Source organism: Tardiphaga sp. OK246 (assembly GCF_900188215.1).
Classification (GTDB): domain Bacteria; phylum Pseudomonadota; class Alphaproteobacteria; order Rhizobiales; family Xanthobacteraceae; genus Tardiphaga; species Tardiphaga robiniae.
Genome location: NZ_FZOX01000008.1, coordinates 230,488 through 247,564 on the forward strand (window position 1 = coordinate 230,488; position 17,077 = coordinate 247,564).

Below are 17,077 nucleotides of genomic sequence, written 5' to 3' on the forward strand. Positions count from 1 at the left end.
ATCAGCTCAGCGCCACATTCACCGAGCTTTCCGCCAGCTCTGCATTGAAGCAACGCTGATAGAATTCGGCGACCAGCGGACGCTCGAGTTCGTCACACTTGTTCAGGAAGGTCACGCGGAACGCGAAGCCGATATCGTTGAAGATGTCGGCATTCTCGGCCCAGGTGATCACCGTACGCGGGCTCATCACCGTCGACAGGTCGCCATTGGCGAAGGCGTTACGCGTGAGATCCGCGAGGCGCACCATCTTGTTGACGATGTCGCGGCCCTCGGGATTCTGATAGTGTTTGGCCTTCGCCAGTACAATCTCGACTTCCTCGTCATGCGCCAGATAATTCAGCGTGGTGACGATCGACCAGCGGTCCATCTGGCCCTGGTTGATCTGCTGCGTGCCGTGATAGAGGCCCGACGTATCACCGAGACCGATGGTGTTCGCGGTCGCAAACAGACGGAACGCCGGATGCGGCTTGATGACCTTGTTCTGATCGAGCAGCGTCAGGCGGCCGGAGACTTCCAGCACGCGCTGGATCACGAACATCACGTCCGGACGGCCGGCGTCGTATTCGTCGAACACCAGCGCCACATTGTGCTGCAACGCCCAGGGCAGAATGCCGTCACGGAATTCGGTGACCTGCTTGCCGTCGCGGACCACGATGGAGTCCTTGCCGACGAGGTCGATACGGCTGATGTGGCTGTCGAGATTGACGCGCACACAGGGCCAGTTGAGGCGGGCAGCGACCTGCTCGATATGGGTCGATTTGCCGGTGCCGTGGAAGCCCGTGACCATCACGCGGCGATTGCGCGAGAAGCCGGCGAGAATGGCAAGCGTGGTGGCGCGATCGAACCGGTAATCGGGATCGGTGTCCGGCACATGCGGATCGGATTCGGAGAAGGCAGGCACTTCGAGGTCGGAATCGATGCCGAACAACTTGCGCACCGACACCATCTTGTCGGGAATGCCAATCAACGCGTCGGTCTTTTCTTGCAGTTTGGTCGAGGCGGCGGTCATCAATCCTCCGTGGTCCCGGATATCCCGAAACCAGTCTAGTAATGGCTGCGGATGGGGTGCTTTGTGGAACGTATCAGAGAGCCGCGGCTGGACAAAGCCCAGCTCTTCATCAAAGTTCCCGAATGTTATCATCGAGATAGGTTCTAACGGCAATTTTTGGAAGTCTGCCCTGCGAATCAGCCGATGCTCCGGGCCGATCAATTTGCAGCGGTATTTGGGGATCGAACGGCGCGGCCGGCCATTTCAATCATATATGCTGTCAGTTGGCTGAGGCACCCCGCGCTGGATCGGAATTTCGTGACGTCCTTCATCGATTCCCTGACCCATTTTGTCGCCGCGCATGCCTGGCTGGGCTACCTCACTATTTTCCTCGCTGCCCTGCTGGAAGCCGTGCCGGTGCTCGGAACATTCATCCCAGGCACCACGGTCATTCTGGCGCTGAGCGCCCTGATTCCGGCAGGCGACCTCGATCTCGTGGCGGTGCTGGCGGCCGCCGTGGCGGGCGCCGTGCTCGGCGACGGGAGCGCATTCTGGATCGGGCATGTCCGGCAACGACAACTGCTCGACGCGTGGCCGCTTTCGAATTATCCGGGCGTGGTGGCGCAGAGCGAGGCCTTCTTCCATCGCTTCGGCACGCTGGCCGTGTTCCTCGGCCGCTTCGTTCCGCCCATCCGCGCTTTCGTGCCGGTCACGGCCGGAGCATTGGGGACCGCACCGGCGAAATTCTATGCCGTAAACATCCCCGCAGCATTGCTCTGGGCGCCGGCGCACGTGTTACCCGGCGTGCTCGCAGTGTCGGTGCTGGACCGCTATGGCGGCATTGCCGGCCTCGAAGGCCAAGCCAAACACTACTGGATTCAGGCCGTGATCGTGGCGGCCGTGCTGGCCGGTGCCACCATCTGGTGGTGGCATCGCCGCAAGCGCAACACAGCAATGGAAACGTCATAAAAAGGCGCTTGAACGTTGAAATATCTCTTTGATTTTTCAAAGTAAATGACACCTTCGCGGCTTGACTTGCAGCCCCGATTGACTTGAAAAGCCTGCACCGGCAGTTTCGCCCGCCGTCCGTCCTTCCCATATCCAGTGAATGTCCGAACCCATGCGCAGCTATCTCGACTTTGAAAAGCCCGTCGCCGAACTGGATTCCAAGATCGATGAATTGCGCACGCTGGCCGCCAGCGGCAGCGACATCGGCGAAGAGATCGTGCGCATCGAGGACAAGGCCGTCGCCGCTCTGCACGAGCTCTATGCGAACCTGACGCCGTGGCAGAAGACCCAGGTCGCGCGGCATCCGCAGCGCCCGCATTGCATGAATTACGTGGAAGCGTTGATCACCGAATTCACGCCGCTCGCCGGCGACCGCAAGTTCGGCGAAGATGAAGCGCTGGTGGCCGGCTTCGGCCGTTTCCGCGGCGAGAGCGTCTGCGTACTCGGCCAGGAAAAGGGCAACACCACCGAGAGCCGCCTCAAGCATAATTTCGGCATGGCCCGCCCCGAAGGCTACCGCAAGGCGGTTCGCCTGATGGAGATGGCCGACCGTTTCAACATTCCCGTGCTGTCGCTGGTCGACACCGCCGGCGCCTATCCCGGCATCGGTGCGGAAGAGCGCGGCCAGGCTGAAGCCATCGCACGCTCGACCGATGCCTGCCTCGGCCTCGGCGTTGCCAATGTCGCCGTGATCATCGGCGAAGGCGGCTCGGGCGGCGCCATCGCCATTGCCACCGCCAACAAGGTGCTGATGCTGGAACACGCCATCTACAGCGTGATCTCGCCGGAAGCGGCATCGTCGATCCTGTGGCGCGACTCATCCAAGGCGCAGGAAGCCGCGACCAATATGAAGATCACCGCGCAGGATTTGCTGCGTTTCGGCGTGATCGATTCCATCCTGAAAGAGCCGCCGGGCGGCGCACACCGCGACCCCGCCGCCATGATTGCTATCACCGGCGACGCCATGGCCCAGGCTTTCAACGACATGCGCGGCATGGACGCGGCGACTATTCGTCAGCAGCGCCGGCAGAAGTTTCTGGATATCGGCCGCAAGATCGGCTGAGCTGACGTTCTCTCACGCGTCCATCTGAGACCGCGCATTTCGGCGGATCACCTGCGGCGGCTGGCCATAGGCGCGCAGAAATGCGCGGCGCATGCGGTCACGATCGGCAAACCCCGTCTGCTGCGCGACGGTGTCGATGGGATGCCGGCTCTGCTCCATCATCAACCGCGCGGCCTCTAGCCGCAGATGCTCGACGGCCTTGGCGGGCGATTGGCCTGTCTCGGCGTGAAAGGCGCGGCTGAACTGCCGCGGGCTCAGGCTCGCAGCATCGGCGAGATCATTCACCGTCAGTGGCTTTTGCAGATTGTCTCGCGCAAAAGCGAGCGCCTTCTGGATACGGTCCGACTTCGGCGCCAATTCCAGCAGCGCGGAAAACTGCGACTGACCGCCGGCACGGCGGTGATACACGACCATCTTTTTCGCGATGTTGCGTGCAACGTCCTCGCCGAGATCAGCCTCGACCATCGCCAGTGCGAGATCGATGCCCGCGGTCATGCCCGCCGAGGTCCAGACCGGACCGTCATTCACGAAGATGCGGTCTTCATCGACCCTCACTTTCGGAAATTGCTTCTGCATGTCGCGCGCATAGAACCAGTGCGTGGTCGCGCGCCGTTGATCGAGAATGCCGGCTTCGGCGAGCACGAAGGCGCCGATACAGATAGACGCAACACGCCGCGCATGTTTGGGCGCCTGTCGCACGAAATCGATCAGGCCGGGCGTCGCGGATTCGACCGTCAGACCGCCGGCAATGATCAGCGTGTCATAGGCATCAGCCGCATTGAACGGTTCGGTGGTCAAACTCATGCCCAGCGAGGTGCCGACCTGACCGCCCCGCTCCGACAACACATGCAGATCGTAGGTGGGCGGATCGGTCAGCATATTGGCTAGTTCAAAGACCGACATCGCCGCAAGGCTGATGGGCGAGCATCCCGGGGAAACAACAAGGCCGATGCGCTGCATGTGTCAGCTCTCTCAAGACAAAACGTCCTAAAACGCCGCTTATATGACATTTAAGACACGCTCGCGCAAGACTAGCTTTCCTGACACGGCCGCTGCGGCCGAGAGCATTCAGGAGAACGACAATGACGAATTCACATCAGGGCACGGCACTGATTACGGGCGCTTCGACGGGCATTGGCGCCGTCTATGCGGACCGGCTGGCCAAGCGCGGCTACGACCTCATTCTGGTGGCGAGGAACCAGGACCGTCTGGCGGCCCTCGCCGAGCGACTGACCAGCGAGACCGGACGATCGGTCCGCACGCTGGCCGCCGATCTCGGCGACAAGGCCGATCTCGCCAAGGTCGAAGCCGCGCTGCGCGACGACGCGAGCATTACGATGCTGGTCAACAATGCCGGAGTCGGCGCGGTGGCATCGTTGCTCAATGCCGATGTCGACAAAATGGAAGACATGATCACGCTGAACGTCACCGCACTGACACGGCTGACCTATGCCGCCGTGCCCGGCTTCGTCGCGCGCAACAAAGGCACGATCATCAACATCTCATCGATCGTCGGCATCGCCGCGGAGATGCTCAATGGCGTCTACGGAGCGAGCAAGGCCTATGTGCTCAGTTTCAGCCATTCGCTGGTGCATGAACTGGCCGACAAGGGCATCCGCGTGCAGGCAGTGTTGCCGGGTGCAACGGCCACGGAGTTCTGGGACATCGCGGGCTTCCCACACCAGAATATGGATCAGGCCATCGTGATGCGCGCGGACAACATGGTCGATGCTGCATTGGCGGGCCTCGACCAGGGTGAACGCGTCACCATTCCGGGCCTGCAGGACGGCGCGAACTGGACCCGCTTCGAAGCAGATCGCCGCGCCCTCTCGACCAAATTCGGTCATGCGACGCCAGCGCCGCGCTATCGGGTGACCGTGCCGGCATAGACGTTGTCGGCTCGGCCGGAGATTATCTGCCAAGCCCGGCAACTAAAACTCCGTCATGCCCGGGCTTGTCCCCGCCATGACAGCGTATGTGTTACAGGCAGCGAAAAGCCCGCCCTCTCGACAGAGGGCGGGCTTTTCGGGTCCAGAATTACTTCTTCGCCGGAGCCATCTTGCTGTCGGCCGGCTTCGGCGCGTCCTTGGCAGCAGGCGCGGCGGGTGCCGCCGGAGCAGGCGTTGCGGCGGCCTGATCGATACGCTCAACCTTCGCACCTTCACGCAGCTTGGTGACGTAGTCGGCCTGCGCCTTGCGCACGACATACTGTTCGATCTGCGGCTTCACCTGGTCGAATTCCGGCGCCTTGCGGTTGCGCTTTTCCTCGACCTTGATGATGTGCCAGCCGAACTGCGACTTCACGGGGTCCGAGATCTTGCCCGGCTCCAGCGCGAAGGCGACGGCGGAGAATTCCGGCACCATCTGGTCCTTGGTGAAGAAACCCAGATCGCCGCCATCGGCCGCGCCCGGATCCTTCGACTTCTTCTTGGCGAGTTCGGCGAAATCGGCGCCCTTCTTCAGCTCGTCGGCGACCGTCTTGGCCTCGGCCTCGCTCTCTACCAGGATGTGGCGGGCATGGACTTCGGCTTCGCCGGTGATCTGCTTGGCCGCGTCCTCATAGACCTTCTTCATGTTGTCGTCGGTCAGGGCTTCCTTGCCTTCGACGGCCAACAGGTTGTCCATGAGCAGGCGGTTACGGGCGAAGGCCAGCTTGGACTTGAAATCCTCACGATCGGCGATCTTCTTGTCCTCGGCGGCCTTGGCGACGATCTTCATATCGATCAGGAACGACAGCACATTGTCCTTCCGGGTCGCGGGATCCATCTGGGCGAGGCTCGGACCGAGCTCCTCCTCGGCAATGGTGACGTCGCTCTGGCGGATTTCCTGGCCATTGACCTTGGCGAGGACCGGATTGGCGTCCTGCGCGTAAACCGGGAAACTGGTGAGAAAGGCCACCGCAACGGCGCCGGTCAGGGCAGCCAGGGTGCGGCCCGGGCGCAGGCCCGGCGTCAGGGCGAGCGATACGAAGGTCATGGAAAATCCTTATCTCGGATAAGAGCCTGTTGGGGACGGCGGACACTCTCCCAAACGTACCGTCTTGGCAACGCGAAAACTCTGTCAAAATGATGAAATCCTTGAGAGGTTCGCGCCGTTGACAACCCCCCATACGGGCCATATCTCTCCCCGACCGGGCCGGTGGCGAAGGCGCGATTTCGGCTGCGCCGTGGTCATTGAACCCCTGATTGCCCTGCTCCCACTCATCTCCCGGGGTCTTGCTTTTTTGGCACTCCCGCACCGGGGTCCAGACAGCAATCCGCCACAGACTTTGGATATGACGAGGCTGGGCGACCGCTGCACCATTCCACGGCCCTCGGGCCGCATTGCTAAAGACAGGATTTCGTGATGATCGGCGCGCTCGCCCGCAAGTTCTTCGGCTCTGCCAACGACCGCCGCGTCAAGGGATATCAATCGCGTGTTGCCGCGATCAACGCGCTGGAACCTGAGGTCGCAGCGCTGTCGGACGATGCGCTCAAAGCGCGCACCGCCGAGTTCAAGGCGCAACTCGAAGCCGGCAAGACTCTCGACGATCTCCTCGTTCCCGCTTTCGCCACCGTCCGCGAAGCCGCCAAGCGCACCCTCGGCCAGCGTCACTTCGACGTGCAGCTGATCGGCGGTATGGTGCTGCATGAGGGCGACATCGCCGAGATGAAGACCGGCGAAGGCAAGACGCTGGTCGCCACCCTCGCCGTCTATCTGAACGCGCTCGCCGGCCAGGGCGTGCATGTCGTGACCGTCAACGACTATCTGGCCAAGCGCGACAGCGGCTGGATGGGCCAGATCTACAGCTTCCTGGGCCTCACCACCGGCGTGATCGTTCACGGCCTCGACGATGCCGAGCGCCAGGCGGCCTATGCCTGCGACATCACCTACGGCACCAACAACGAATACGGCTTCGACTATCTGCGCGACAACATGAAGTACCGGCTGGAGGACATGGTCCAGCGCAAGCACTTCTATGCCATCGTCGACGAAGTCGACTCGATCCTGATCGACGAAGCGCGGACGCCGCTGATCATCTCCGGCCCGCTCGACGACCGCTCGGAATTCTACAACACTATCGACACCTTCCTGCCCAAGCTCGAAAAGGTCATCGACTTCGAAGTCGACGAGAAGCAGCGCACCGTGACGCTGACCGAAGCAGGCATGGAGAAGATCGAAACCCTGCTGCGCGATGCCGGCCAGCTCAAGGGCGAGACGCTGTATGACGTCGAGAACGTCTCCGTCGTGCATCACATCAATCAGGCGCTGCGCGCCCACTCGCTGTTCAACCGCGACAAGGACTACATCGTCCGCGACGACGAAGTGATCATCATCGACGAGTTCACCGGCCGCATGATGCAAGGTCGCCGTTATTCGGAAGGCCTGCACCAGGCGCTGGAAGCCAAGGAACATGTGACGGTCCAGCCGGAAAACCAGACGCTGGCCTCGATCACGTTCCAGAACTACTTCCGCATGTACAAGAAACTGGCCGGCATGACCGGTACGGCTCTGACCGAAGCGGATGAGCTGTTCGACATCTACAAGCTCGAAGTCGTCGAAGTGCCCACCAATGTCGGCATCGGCCGCATGGACGAGGACGACGAGGTCTATCGCACCCAAGACGAGAAGCACGCCGCCATCCTCGCCGAAATCGAGCGCGCCAATGCGCGGATGCAGCCGGTGCTGGTCGGCACCGCGTCGATCGAAAAATCGGAAGTGCTTGGCGAGTATCTGCTCAAGAACGGCTACAAGCTGATCGACTTCACCAAGCCGAAGGCGATGGACAAGCTCTATGCGGCCGCGCGTTCCGGCAAGCCGGCGAAACTGTTCGCGGTGCTGAATGCGCGCTTCCACGAGCAGGAAGCCTATATCGTCGCCGAAGCCGGCGTTCCCGGCGCCATCACCATCGCCACCAACATGGCCGGCCGCGGTACCGACATCAAACTCGGCGGCTCGGTCGAGATGCGCGCGCAGATCGAAACGGCCGAGATCGCCGACGAGGCCGAGAAGGCCGCCAAGATCGCCGAGATCAAGGCCGAGATCGAGCGTTTCCGCGAGATCGTGCTGAACGCCAAGGAAGTGGTCGAGATCGAACCCGCCAAGGGCAGCAAGCCGGCCAAGACCGTCGAGAAGCCCGGCGGCCTCTACATCATGGGCTCCGAGCGCCACGAGTCGCGCCGCATCGACAACCAGCTCCGCGGCCGCTCCGGCCGTCAGGGCGACCCCGGTCGATCCAAGTTCTTCCTGTCGCTGGAAGACGACCTGATGCGCATCTTCGGCTCGGATCGTCTCGATACGATGCTGACGCGCCTCGGCCTGAAGGAAGGCGAAGCGATCATCCATCCGTGGATCAACAAGGCGCTCGAGAAGGCCCAGCAGAAGGTCGAAGCGCGCAACTTCGACATCCGCAAGAACCTGCTCAAATATGACGACGTGCAGAACGACCAGCGCAAGGTGATCTTCGAGCAGCGCGTCGATCTGATGCAGAACGACAGCGTCGCCGAGACCGTCAACGATATGCGCCGCGCCTTCGTTGAGGACCTCGTCACCAAACACGTGCCGGAAAACCAGTATGCCGAGCAGTGGGACGTGGTCGGCCTGAAGGAAGAGCTCAAGCGCGTGCTCGATCTCGATCTTCCGGTCGACGAATGGGCCAAGGAAGAAGGCATCGCTGACGAGGAGCTGCTCAACCGTATCGAGCAGAAGGCCGACGAGCACATGGCCGCGAAGGTCGCCCAGTGGGGCCCCGACGTGATGCGTTACGTCGAGAAGACGATCCTGTTGCAGACGCTGGATCATCTGTGGCGCGAGCATCTGGTGATGCTGGACCACCTGCGTCAGGTCATCGGCCTACGCGGCTACGGCCAGCGCGATCCGTTGCAGGAATACAAGGCGGAAGCCTTCAACCTGTTCGAGGCCATGATTTCCAATCTGCGCGAAGCCGTCACCGCGCAATTGATGCGCGTCGAAATCGTGCCGCCGGACGTGCAGCCAGAACTGCCTGTCATGGAAGCGCACAAGCTCGACTACAACACCGGCGAAGACGAAATGGCTTTCGCCAATGCGGCGCTCGCGCCAATGGGACAGCAGCAGCCCGCCGTCGCCCGCGATCCGAACAACCAGGATACCTGGGGCAAGGTCGGCCGCAACGAGGACTGCCCGTGCGGCTCCGGCAAGAAGTTCAAGCACTGCCACGGGCGGTATGCGTAAGCCGAGTTGGGCGAGCGGGGCTGCTGTTGGTTTGAACGGATAGTTCATCGCCTGCGGTACCCCCATCCCCAACCCTTCCCCGCAAGGGGGAAGGGAGTCACAGCGTTCGGCTCAGGCGAAAGCGACCACCACAGTCTTTGAGATGTCCCGCGCTCTGCACTGCTCAAATTCGCAGTAAGTTGGCGACGCTATTAGTGCTCCCTTCCCCCTTGCGGGGAAGGGTCGGGGATGGGGGTCACCACGCTCTGAATGACCTGAAGCACTCCGTCGATATTCTCCAACACATCGTGATTCCAGAAGCGCAATACGCGATAGCCGCGGGCTTCGATATACGCCGTGCGCTTGGCATCAGCCTCCCGCTGCCAGTCGTGCTGGCCACCATCCAGCTCGATCACGAGCCTCGCCTTTCGGCTCGCGAAATCGACGATGAATGGGCCAATCGGCGCCTGACGCCTGAAATGCGAACCTGCGAACGCGATGTCATGGCGAAGCCGCGGCCATAGAACACGCTCGGCATTGGTGGGCTCAGCCCGTAATTTGCGCGCGAAGTATCTTTGACGATCTTCCATCGCAATCGTCTCGACTGGATCTGACGTCGCCTGTCAGGATTTCAGCACAGAAAAAGCTGACAACAAAATCGTCAGCTTCGCGCGAATCGAGTGGATGGAAAATCGAGCGCGCCTCAGCGCATCGCCGAGAAGCGATCCGTGAACGAATTCGCGGACACGACGGGTGCAGCGCCTGACAGCGCGGCTGTGCCGGCGCCGCCGCCGGAGGCTGGCGTGGATGGTTCGGCCGACAGCGTCGGCTTGAGCGGCGGGCGTGGGGTGGCGACGAGCGGTGCGGGTGCCGGCTTCGCGGCTACGGAGGTAGGCGCAGCGGGAGTAGTCGCAGCCGGAGCAGGCGATGGACCAGACTTGCTGGCGACGGCCTTCGGCTTGGCGGCCGGTGTCGGCACCGGAGCGGCTGGCGCCGTAGTTGCGGTCGCGGTCGTTTCCGAGCCGCCGATGCCGACCTTCTTGGCGAGATTGCTGAAGAAGCCACCATCCGACGAGGCCGACGCAACACGTGTGGAGGGCACGGCGACGACGGGTTCTTCCGATGCTGCGAACAGCGACGCCGAATAGGAGGTTGTCGCCGCAGCGGTCGCCTTCGGCGGATTGACGTGCGGCGGGATGGTGCCCGGTGCGCGCGAATAGGCGGCGGTCTGCACACCCGGCGGCTCCGGATCCGACAGGCCGGTGGCGCCATCGGGCAACTTGGAGGCGAAGACGCGGTTCATGCCGCCGTCGATATCGGGACGGCGCTGTGCGACCGGCGTGCCCTTGGCAACCAGTTCGGCAATCTTCGCATCATCCTGCGCCTGCTTGGCGCTGACGGCATCGGCGATCTCGGACGGGATCTGGTAGACCGGGCACTTGGCCGAGGCATTGAACACCAGCGGCTTGGTCGATCCCGCAGGCGCGGCCGGATCGAACACATACTTGTTCTCGCAGAACTCGACCTTCGGCTCCTGCCGGGTCACTTCGAAATGATCATAGCCCTGCTTGATCATCTTCCAGAACGGCATGTTCGGGTTGTTGCGATGCTTGGCCATGTTGACCGGCGTCATCTTGAACGGAAACGCCGCGAACTGGAACGAGCGCTGTCCGCCGAAGAAGGATTCACGGCCCAGCGAATAGATCTCGGCGATCTGTTCGTCGGTCATGGCGAAACAGCCCCGCGACGAGCAATCGCCATGCACCATCAGTTGCGAACCGGTGCGTCCCAGCGACTTGTCGAAGGCGTTGGGGAAACCGGTATTGAACGAGAGATAATAGGACGAGCGCGGATTCATCTGCGCCGGCGTGATCGCATAGAAACCTTCCGGTGCCTGGCGATCGCCTTCTTTGACCTTCGGACCGAGGTCGCCGGACCAGCGGCAGATCGGATAGGTCTTCAGCAGCGCAAACTGGCCGGAGCGGTTCTGCTTCCAGACTTCGAGTTCGGCTTCCTGCTTGAACACACGAACCAGCATCGGCGACTGCAGGTCCATGTCCTTTTCAGTCATCTCGGCGACGAGCTTGGGCGGAACGGGCTGGTTGGCCTTCGCGTTGCTGGCGAGCGACATGTCTTCGCCGTTGCAGCCGGCCAGCACCACGCCTGTCGCAAGTACGACCGACGTCAGCAGCGCGCGAACAAGCGAGCGATGTTTCAAAGCCAAGCTCCGCAGCCGACGGGACGTCGACACCCCAAGGAATAAAGACAAATGAGCCCTTATTCGTACGCAAATATTAGCCTTAAGGCCCCTTGCTCGCAAGGCAACTGGCCGTGAGCAACAGGTTCCGTTCCGGCGATGGTCAACAGAGATTGAAGATCTCAGGCCGGGCGGAATTGCGGCGGTATCTGGCGGGAAGGCGAATTAAGCAGGCGGCGATGGGTTATGCTTAATAGTTTGGCAGCGCTCTCGACCCTCATGGCCGGGCTTGTCCCGGCCACCTACGTCTTTGTTCACTCGCCGCCAAAGACGTGGATGCCCCGGCACATCCAGCGAAGCTCGCTTCGCGCTGGCCGGGCACGACGAACATTGGCAAGGGCGTGGACAACCTCGGAGCGCCTCAGGAGCCCCGGACCACGGTCTTCAAGTAGTTGTAAGCCTTGATGATTTCGATCAACCGGTCCTCGGTGGAGCGGTCGCCGCCATTGGCGTCGGGGTGGTGCTGCTTCACCAGCGCTTTGTACTGCGCCTTGACGTCGTCCAGCGTCGCGCTGGGGCCGAGACCCATGACTTGCAGCGCCTTGCGCTCGGCATTGAAGATCTTGCGGGTTTCTTCCTTGATCGGCTGCTGCGGCTTGCGGGCCCGGCCGCGCCCCATACCCATGCCGTTCATCTCGTTGAACATGGCAAACGGATCGATCGCGCCGTCGAGGTCGGGCTGCCCGGCCTTGGTTTTGTCCGCAGAGCCGTTGGCGCCCATCTTCCAGGTCGGACGATGGCCGGTCAGCGCATCCTTCTGGTACTTGGCGACCGCGTCTGGGGCCATGCCCTGGAAGAAGTTGTAGCCCTGATTGTATTCGCGGACATGGTTCAGGCAGAAGTGCCAGTATTCCTTGTCCTGCGCACGGCCCTTGGGCGCGCGATGCGGACCCTTGTTCTTGCACTCGGGCCACTCGCACATAATAGCTTCTTCGCGCGCAGCGGCCTGCTGCTTCGCGCTCAGCTTGTTCGGCTTGATACGGATGCTGTCGAAGAATTTGGATGAGTCGATGGGCATGGCTGACTATGACAACGCAATGCAAAAAGCTTCAAGTCTTGACATTCCGATTACCTCATTCGGCGCCCTGCGCCGCACCAATATGGTCGCCACATCGTGATTGACCATGAGCGGGGCAAACCGCTAAGCCGGCCATCATGACCATGAAAGATAACATCACAAAGAAGCTGACAGAGGCTTTCGCGCCCCTCAGCCTCGACGTTTCAGATGAATCGCATCTGCATGCCGGTCACATGGGCCACCGCCCGGAGGGTGAAACCCACTTCAGGGTCAATATTGTGTCGGAGGCCTTCGAAGGGAAGAGCCGGATCGACCGCCATCGCATGATCAACGAACTGCTGGCGGCGGAACTTGCGGGAACGGTACATGCGCTGGCGCTGAAACCGCAGACGCCGAAGGAAGCGGGCTAGGTTTCGTCGCGGCACCCTACACCGTCATTCCGGGGCGCGAGCGCCACTCGGCGATCGCGAACCCGGAATCTCAGCATGGGAGTCTCCAACAGCGCCAAGCCATGTCCAGCTTCCGGGTTCGCGCGCACGAAGACGCGCCCCCGCCCCGGAATGACGAGTGTGGGCTGGTCCTACTTCTTCAGCGACGCGATCGCCTCGAGGACGTTCGGCTTCAGCCCGGCGCCGCCCGCATCCAGATGTTCGAAGATCTTCTTCCGCATGCGCGGATCCCAGAACTTCTTGATGTGCTCGGCAATGCCGGCCACGGCGTGATCGTGGCCCTGGCTGTTGAAAAAGTCGCCGATCTGGTTGGCCATATAGATCAGCCGGTCAGGCGACGTCGATGTGTGGGTGTCCATGCTCTTGCCCTGATGCATCCGCGGTGACGCCGTGCTGACGCACGCGATGCTGATGTGTGAAAACTTCGAACCCGTCGCTGCGCGCGATCGCGGCCAACGTAATGCCTGCGGCTTCCGCCATACGGATGGCCAGTGCGGTGGGGGCCGAGACCGACACCATGAGCGGCGCGCCGATGGCAGCCGTCTTTTGCACCATCTCGACGGAGACGCGGCTGGTGAGCAGGACCATGCCCTGCCCTGCATCGACCTTGGCCTGCGCCAGCGCGCCGGCCAGCTTGTCGAGCGCATTGTGACGGCCGACATCCTCACGCAACGCGACGATGCCGTCGGCCGGCGTCCAGAACGCCGCGGCGTGCACGGCGCGGGTCTGGATGTTGACCTTCTGCAGCGGCGACAGCGTCTCCATCGCCGCCATGATCTGGTCGAAGGAGAACACGCCGCCGGGCGCGACGATGGCCGCCGGCTTAACGGCTTCCGAGATCGAGTCGATGCCGCACAGACCGCAGCCCGTCGGCCCGGCGATCTGCCGGCGCCGCGCGCTGATGCTCTCGGCCTTCTCGCCTGCGAGCCACATGCGCAGCTCAACGCCATCGTCGAATTCAACGGCCTCGAAACTCTCGATCTCGTTGATCGAGGTGACCACGCCTTCGCTCAGGCTGAAGCCATAGGCGAAGTCGCGATAGTCCTGCGGCGTCCCCATCATGACGGCATAGGTGCCGCCATTATAGGTGATCGCCAGCGCGGTCTCTTCCGGCACCGCGCGCAACCCCTCGCTGACGCCGGACTGGCGCCAGATCTTGCGGGGGACTGAGCGAACCGGCTCGTGCATGTCTGGTCTCCAGACCTACTCCGCTGCTTCCACGACAGGCATGGCGATCCGGCGCGACTGGCGAGCCTGCTCGTCATATTCCTTCTGCCACTCGGACGGACCGTTCGACGGCGAGATCTGCACCGCCGTCACCTTGTATTCCGGGCAATTGGTCGCCCAGTCCGAGAACTCGGTGGTGATAACATTGGCCTGCGTGGTCGGGTGATGGAAGGTCGTATAGACCACGCCCGGCGCCATACGCTCGGTTAGCAGCGCACGCAACGTCGTCTCGCCGGCGCGGCTCTGCAGCTTCACCCAGTCGCCGTCGCGGATGCCACGCAGTTCGGCGTCATGCGGATGCAGCTCCAGACGATCCTCTTCATGCCAGACCACATTCTCGGTGCGCCGTGTCTGCGCGCCGACATTGTACTGGCTGAGAATACGGCCGGTGGTGAGCAGCAGCGGGAAGCGCGGCCCGGTACGCTCGTCGGTGGCAATGTATTCGGTGAGCATAAACTTGCCCTTGCCGCGCACGAAGCCGTCCATATGCATAATCGGCGTGCCCAGAGGCTGCTTCTCGTTACACGGCCACTGCACCGAACCAACCTCCTCCAGCTTCGCATAGGAGACACCGGCGAAAGTCGGCGTCAGCGCCGCGATTTCGTCCATGATCTCCGAGGGGTGATTGTAGGACATCTCATAGCCGAGTGCCTTGGCGAATCCCAAGGTCACTTCCCAATCCTCAAGACCATTTTTCGGCGACATCACCTTGCGGACGCGCTGAATGCGACGTTCGGCATTGGTGAAAGTGCCGTTCTTCTCCAGGAAGGTGGAGCCCGGGAAGAACACGTGGGCGTAGTTGGCGGTCTCGTTCAGGAACAGGTCGTGGACGATGACGCATTCCATCGCCGACAGCGCCGCGACCACATGCTTGGTGTTGGGGTCGGACTGCAGGATGTCTTCGCCCTGCACGTAGAGGCCCATGAAAGTGCCTTCGGTGGCGGCATCGAACATGTTGGGAATGCGCAGGCCCGGCTCACTGTTGAGCTTGACGTTCCACATCGCTTCGAACTGCTCGCGCACCGCATCGCCCGAGATGTGGCGATAGCCCGGCAGCTCGTGCGGGAACGAGCCCATGTCGCAAGAGCCCTGCACGTTGTTCTGGCCGCGCAGCGGATTCACGCCGACGCCGGGACGGCCGATATTGCCGGTCGCCATCGCGAGGTTCGCGATCGCGATTACGGTGGTCGAACCCTGACTGTGCTCGGTGACGCCGAGACCGTAATAGATCGCACCGTTGCCACCGGTGGCGAACAAACGGGCGGCGGCGCGCAGCTCCTTCGGATCGACGCCGGTCATGATGGCGGTGGCTTCGGGGCTGTGGTTCGGCTGTGCGACGAAGGCCGCCCAGTCCTCAAACTCGCTCCAGTCACAGCGCTCGCGGATGAATGTCTCGTCGGCGAGGCCTTCGGTGACGATGACATGGGCCAGCGCAGTGAGCACGGCGACATTGGTGCCGGGCATCAGGGGCAGATGGTGCTGTGCCTCGATATGGGCCGAGCGCACGATATCGGTTTGGCGCGGATCGACCACGATCAGCTTGGCGCCGGCGCGCAAACGCTTCTTCAGGCGCGATGCAAACACCGGATGGCCATCGGTCGGGTTGGCGCCGATGATCATCACGACATCGGTGTCTTCCACCGAGTCGAAATCCTGCGTGCCGGCCGAGGTGCCGAAGGTCGAGGACAGGCCGTAGCCGGTCGGCGAATGGCAGACGCGCGCGCAGGTATCGACGTTGTTGTTGCCGAAGCCGGCGCGGATCAGCTTCTGCACCACGAAGACTTCTTCATTGGTGCAGCGCGACGAGGTGATGCCGCCGATGGAGTCTTTGCCGTGTTTGGCCTGGATGCCCTTGAACTTCTTGGCCGCGAAATTGAAGGCCTCATCCCATGACACTTCCTGCCATGGATCGCTGATCTTCTCGCGGATCATCGGATTGAGGATGCGCTCCTTGTGGTTTGCATAGCCCCAGGCGAAGCGGCCCTTGACGCAGGAATGGCCTCGATTGGCCTTGCCGTCCTTGTACGGCACCATGCGCACCAGTTCCTCGCCGCGCATTTCCGCCTTGAAGGTACAGCCGACGCCGCAATAGGCGCAGGTGGTCACAGCGGAGTGCTCAGGCTGGCCGATCTCGATCACGGCCTTCTCGGTCAGCGTCGCGGTCGGGCAGGCCTGCACGCAGGCGCCGCAGGACACGCATTCCGAACCCAGGAAGCTCTCGCTCATGCCCGGCGAGACGCGGCTCTCGAAGCCGCGGCCGGAGATCGTCAGCGCGAAAGTGCCCTGTACTTCTTCGCAGGCGCGGACGCAGCGCGAGCAGACGATGCACTTGGAGGGGTCATAGGTGAAGTACGGATTCGACTCGTCCTTCGCCATCCAGTGATCATTTTCGCAGGCTTCCGGCGAATTGTGATTGTGCTTCGGGCCAGACTTGGCGAACACATGGTTCTCGCCGTCATAACCGTAGCGCACGTCGCGCAGGCCGACGGCGCCGGCCATGTCCTGCAATTCGCAATCGCCATTGGCGGCGCAGGTGAGACAGTCGAGCGGATGGTCGGAGATATAGAGCTCCATCACGCCCTTGCGCAGCGCCGCGAGCCGCGCATTCTGGGTATGAACCACGAGGCCTTCCATGGCCGGCGTGGTGCAGGAGGCCGGCGTGCCCGCGCGGCCTTCGATCTCGACGAGACAGAGACGACAGGAGCCGAAGGCATCCACCATGTCGGTGGCGCAGAGTTTCGGAATCTGCGTGCCCATCTCCATGGCGGCGCGCATGATGGAGGTGCCCTCGGGCACCGAGACACTCTGCCCGTCAATGGTCAGCGTGACCATCTTTTCGGACTTCGAACGCGGCGTACCAAAATCGATTTCGTGAACGAGCGACATGTGTTGCTCC

At 62.2% G+C, this 17,077-nt stretch carries 14 protein-coding genes; 5 read left to right on the forward strand and 9 right to left on the reverse strand.

The window, feature by feature from the left end:
• Position 1: 1 nt before the first annotated feature.
• Positions 2-1,009, reverse strand: coding sequence for a cobaltochelatase subunit CobS (cobS, locus tag CHC01_RS28915; protein ID WP_068729504.1), 1,008 nt, complete (start codon positions 1,007-1,009; stop codon positions 2-4).
• Positions 1,010-1,306: 297 nt separating this feature from the next.
• Here cobS and CHC01_RS28920 point away from each other — a divergent pair, with 297 nt between their 5' ends.
• Positions 1,307-1,957 (forward strand): DedA family protein, encoded by a 651-nt coding sequence (locus tag CHC01_RS28920; RefSeq protein ID WP_089267860.1) that lies wholly within the window; start codon positions 1,307-1,309, stop codon positions 1,955-1,957.
• Between the two features lie 139 nt (positions 1,958-2,096).
• Positions 2,097-3,059: an acetyl-CoA carboxylase carboxyltransferase subunit alpha gene (locus CHC01_RS28925; RefSeq protein ID WP_089267773.1), complete on the forward strand. Its 963-nt coding sequence runs from the start codon at positions 2,097-2,099 to the stop codon at positions 3,057-3,059.
• A gap of 12 nt (positions 3,060-3,071) precedes the next feature.
• Here the strand turns inward: CHC01_RS28925 and CHC01_RS28930 are convergent, their stop codons facing one another.
• The gene (locus CHC01_RS28930; protein WP_089267774.1) at positions 3,072-4,019 is read right to left on the reverse strand and encodes a GlxA family transcriptional regulator; all 948 of its coding nucleotides are present in this window, start codon (positions 4,017-4,019) and stop codon (positions 3,072-3,074) included.
• A 122-nt stretch (positions 4,020-4,141) separates the two neighbouring features.
• Between CHC01_RS28930 and CHC01_RS28935 the strand changes: the two genes are divergently transcribed.
• Positions 4,142-4,948: an SDR family NAD(P)-dependent oxidoreductase gene (locus CHC01_RS28935; protein ID WP_089267775.1), complete on the forward strand. Its 807-nt coding sequence runs from the start codon at positions 4,142-4,144 to the stop codon at positions 4,946-4,948.
• 148 nt (positions 4,949-5,096) lie between these two features.
• Here the strand turns inward: CHC01_RS28935 and CHC01_RS28940 are convergent, their stop codons facing one another.
• Positions 5,097-6,035: a peptidylprolyl isomerase gene (locus tag CHC01_RS28940; RefSeq protein ID WP_089267776.1), complete on the reverse strand. Its 939-nt coding sequence runs from the start codon at positions 6,033-6,035 to the stop codon at positions 5,097-5,099.
• A gap of 369 nt (positions 6,036-6,404) precedes the next feature.
• On the opposite strand from CHC01_RS28940, the gene secA reads away from it, so the two are divergent.
• Positions 6,405-9,251 (forward strand): preprotein translocase subunit SecA, encoded by a 2,847-nt coding sequence (gene secA, locus CHC01_RS28945; protein ID WP_089267777.1) that lies wholly within the window; start codon positions 6,405-6,407, stop codon positions 9,249-9,251.
• 191 nt (positions 9,252-9,442) lie between these two features.
• Here the strand turns inward: secA and CHC01_RS28950 are convergent, their stop codons facing one another.
• From CHC01_RS28950 to CHC01_RS28960, 3 genes are all read right to left on the reverse strand, one after another.
• The gene (locus CHC01_RS28950) at positions 9,443-9,820 is read right to left on the reverse strand and encodes an endonuclease domain-containing protein (protein WP_089267778.1); all 378 of its coding nucleotides are present in this window, start codon (positions 9,818-9,820) and stop codon (positions 9,443-9,445) included.
• Positions 9,821-9,933: 113 nt separating this feature from the next.
• On the reverse strand, positions 9,934-11,448 hold the full coding sequence (locus tag CHC01_RS28955) for a L,D-transpeptidase family protein (protein WP_089267779.1): 1,515 nt from the start codon (positions 11,446-11,448) through the stop codon (positions 9,934-9,936).
• 400 nt (positions 11,449-11,848) lie between these two features.
• Entirely contained in the window at positions 11,849-12,505 is a 657-nt protein-coding gene (locus CHC01_RS28960; RefSeq protein ID WP_089267780.1) for a J domain-containing protein, read from the reverse strand.
• Between the two features lie 137 nt (positions 12,506-12,642).
• On the opposite strand from CHC01_RS28960, the gene CHC01_RS28965 reads away from it, so the two are divergent.
• Positions 12,643-12,915: a BolA family protein gene (locus CHC01_RS28965; protein ID WP_089267781.1), complete on the forward strand. Its 273-nt coding sequence runs from the start codon at positions 12,643-12,645 to the stop codon at positions 12,913-12,915.
• A 170-nt stretch (positions 12,916-13,085) separates the two neighbouring features.
• Here the strand turns inward: CHC01_RS28965 and CHC01_RS28970 are convergent, their stop codons facing one another.
• From CHC01_RS28970 to fdhF, 3 genes are read right to left on the reverse strand one after another with little or no spacing between them, the layout of a single operon-like run.
• Positions 13,086-13,313 carry a formate dehydrogenase subunit delta gene (locus CHC01_RS28970; RefSeq protein ID WP_068729526.1) on the reverse strand — a complete coding sequence of 76 codons (228 nt, stop codon included), beginning with the start codon at positions 13,311-13,313 and terminating at the stop codon, positions 13,086-13,088.
• Positions 13,285-14,142, reverse strand: coding sequence for a formate dehydrogenase accessory sulfurtransferase FdhD (fdhD, locus tag CHC01_RS28975; protein ID WP_089267782.1), 858 nt, complete (start codon positions 14,140-14,142; stop codon positions 13,285-13,287). Before fdhD ends, CHC01_RS28970 begins: the two co-directional genes overlap by 29 nt.
• A 15-nt stretch (positions 14,143-14,157) precedes the next feature.
• Positions 14,158-17,067, reverse strand: coding sequence for a formate dehydrogenase subunit alpha (gene fdhF, locus CHC01_RS28980; RefSeq protein ID WP_089267783.1), 2,910 nt, complete (start codon positions 17,065-17,067; stop codon positions 14,158-14,160).
• Between the last annotated feature and the right edge of the window lie 10 nt (positions 17,068-17,077).

Coding starts and splice junctions, on each gene's coding strand:
- cobS (WP_068729504.1), bottom strand. CDS start 1,009: ATGACCGCCGCCTCGACCAAACTGCAAGAAAAGACCGACGCGTTGATT.
- CHC01_RS28925 (WP_089267773.1), top strand. CDS start 2,097: ATGTCCGAACCCATGCGCAGCTATCTCGACTTTGAAAAGCCCGTCGCC.
- CHC01_RS28930 (WP_089267774.1), bottom strand. CDS start 4,019: ATGCAGCGCATCGGCCTTGTTGTTTCCCCGGGATGCTCGCCCATCAGC.
- CHC01_RS28935 (WP_089267775.1), top strand. CDS start 4,142: ATGACGAATTCACATCAGGGCACGGCACTGATTACGGGCGCTTCGACG.
- CHC01_RS28940 (WP_089267776.1), bottom strand. CDS start 6,035: ATGACCTTCGTATCGCTCGCCCTGACGCCGGGCCTGCGCCCGGGCCGC.
- secA (WP_089267777.1), top strand. CDS start 6,405: ATGATCGGCGCGCTCGCCCGCAAGTTCTTCGGCTCTGCCAACGACCGC.
- CHC01_RS28950 (WP_089267778.1), bottom strand. CDS start 9,820: ATGGAAGATCGTCAAAGATACTTCGCGCGCAAATTACGGGCTGAGCCC.
- CHC01_RS28960 (WP_089267780.1), bottom strand. CDS start 12,505: ATGCCCATCGACTCATCCAAATTCTTCGACAGCATCCGTATCAAGCCG.
- CHC01_RS28965 (WP_089267781.1), top strand. CDS start 12,643: ATGACCATGAAAGATAACATCACAAAGAAGCTGACAGAGGCTTTCGCG.
- CHC01_RS28970 (WP_068729526.1), bottom strand. CDS start 13,313: ATGGACACCCACACATCGACGTCGCCTGACCGGCTGATCTATATGGCC.
- fdhD (WP_089267782.1), bottom strand. CDS start 14,142: ATGCACGAGCCGGTTCGCTCAGTCCCCCGCAAGATCTGGCGCCAGTCC.
- fdhF (WP_089267783.1), bottom strand. CDS start 17,067: ATGTCGCTCGTTCACGAAATCGATTTTGGTACGCCGCGTTCGAAGTCC.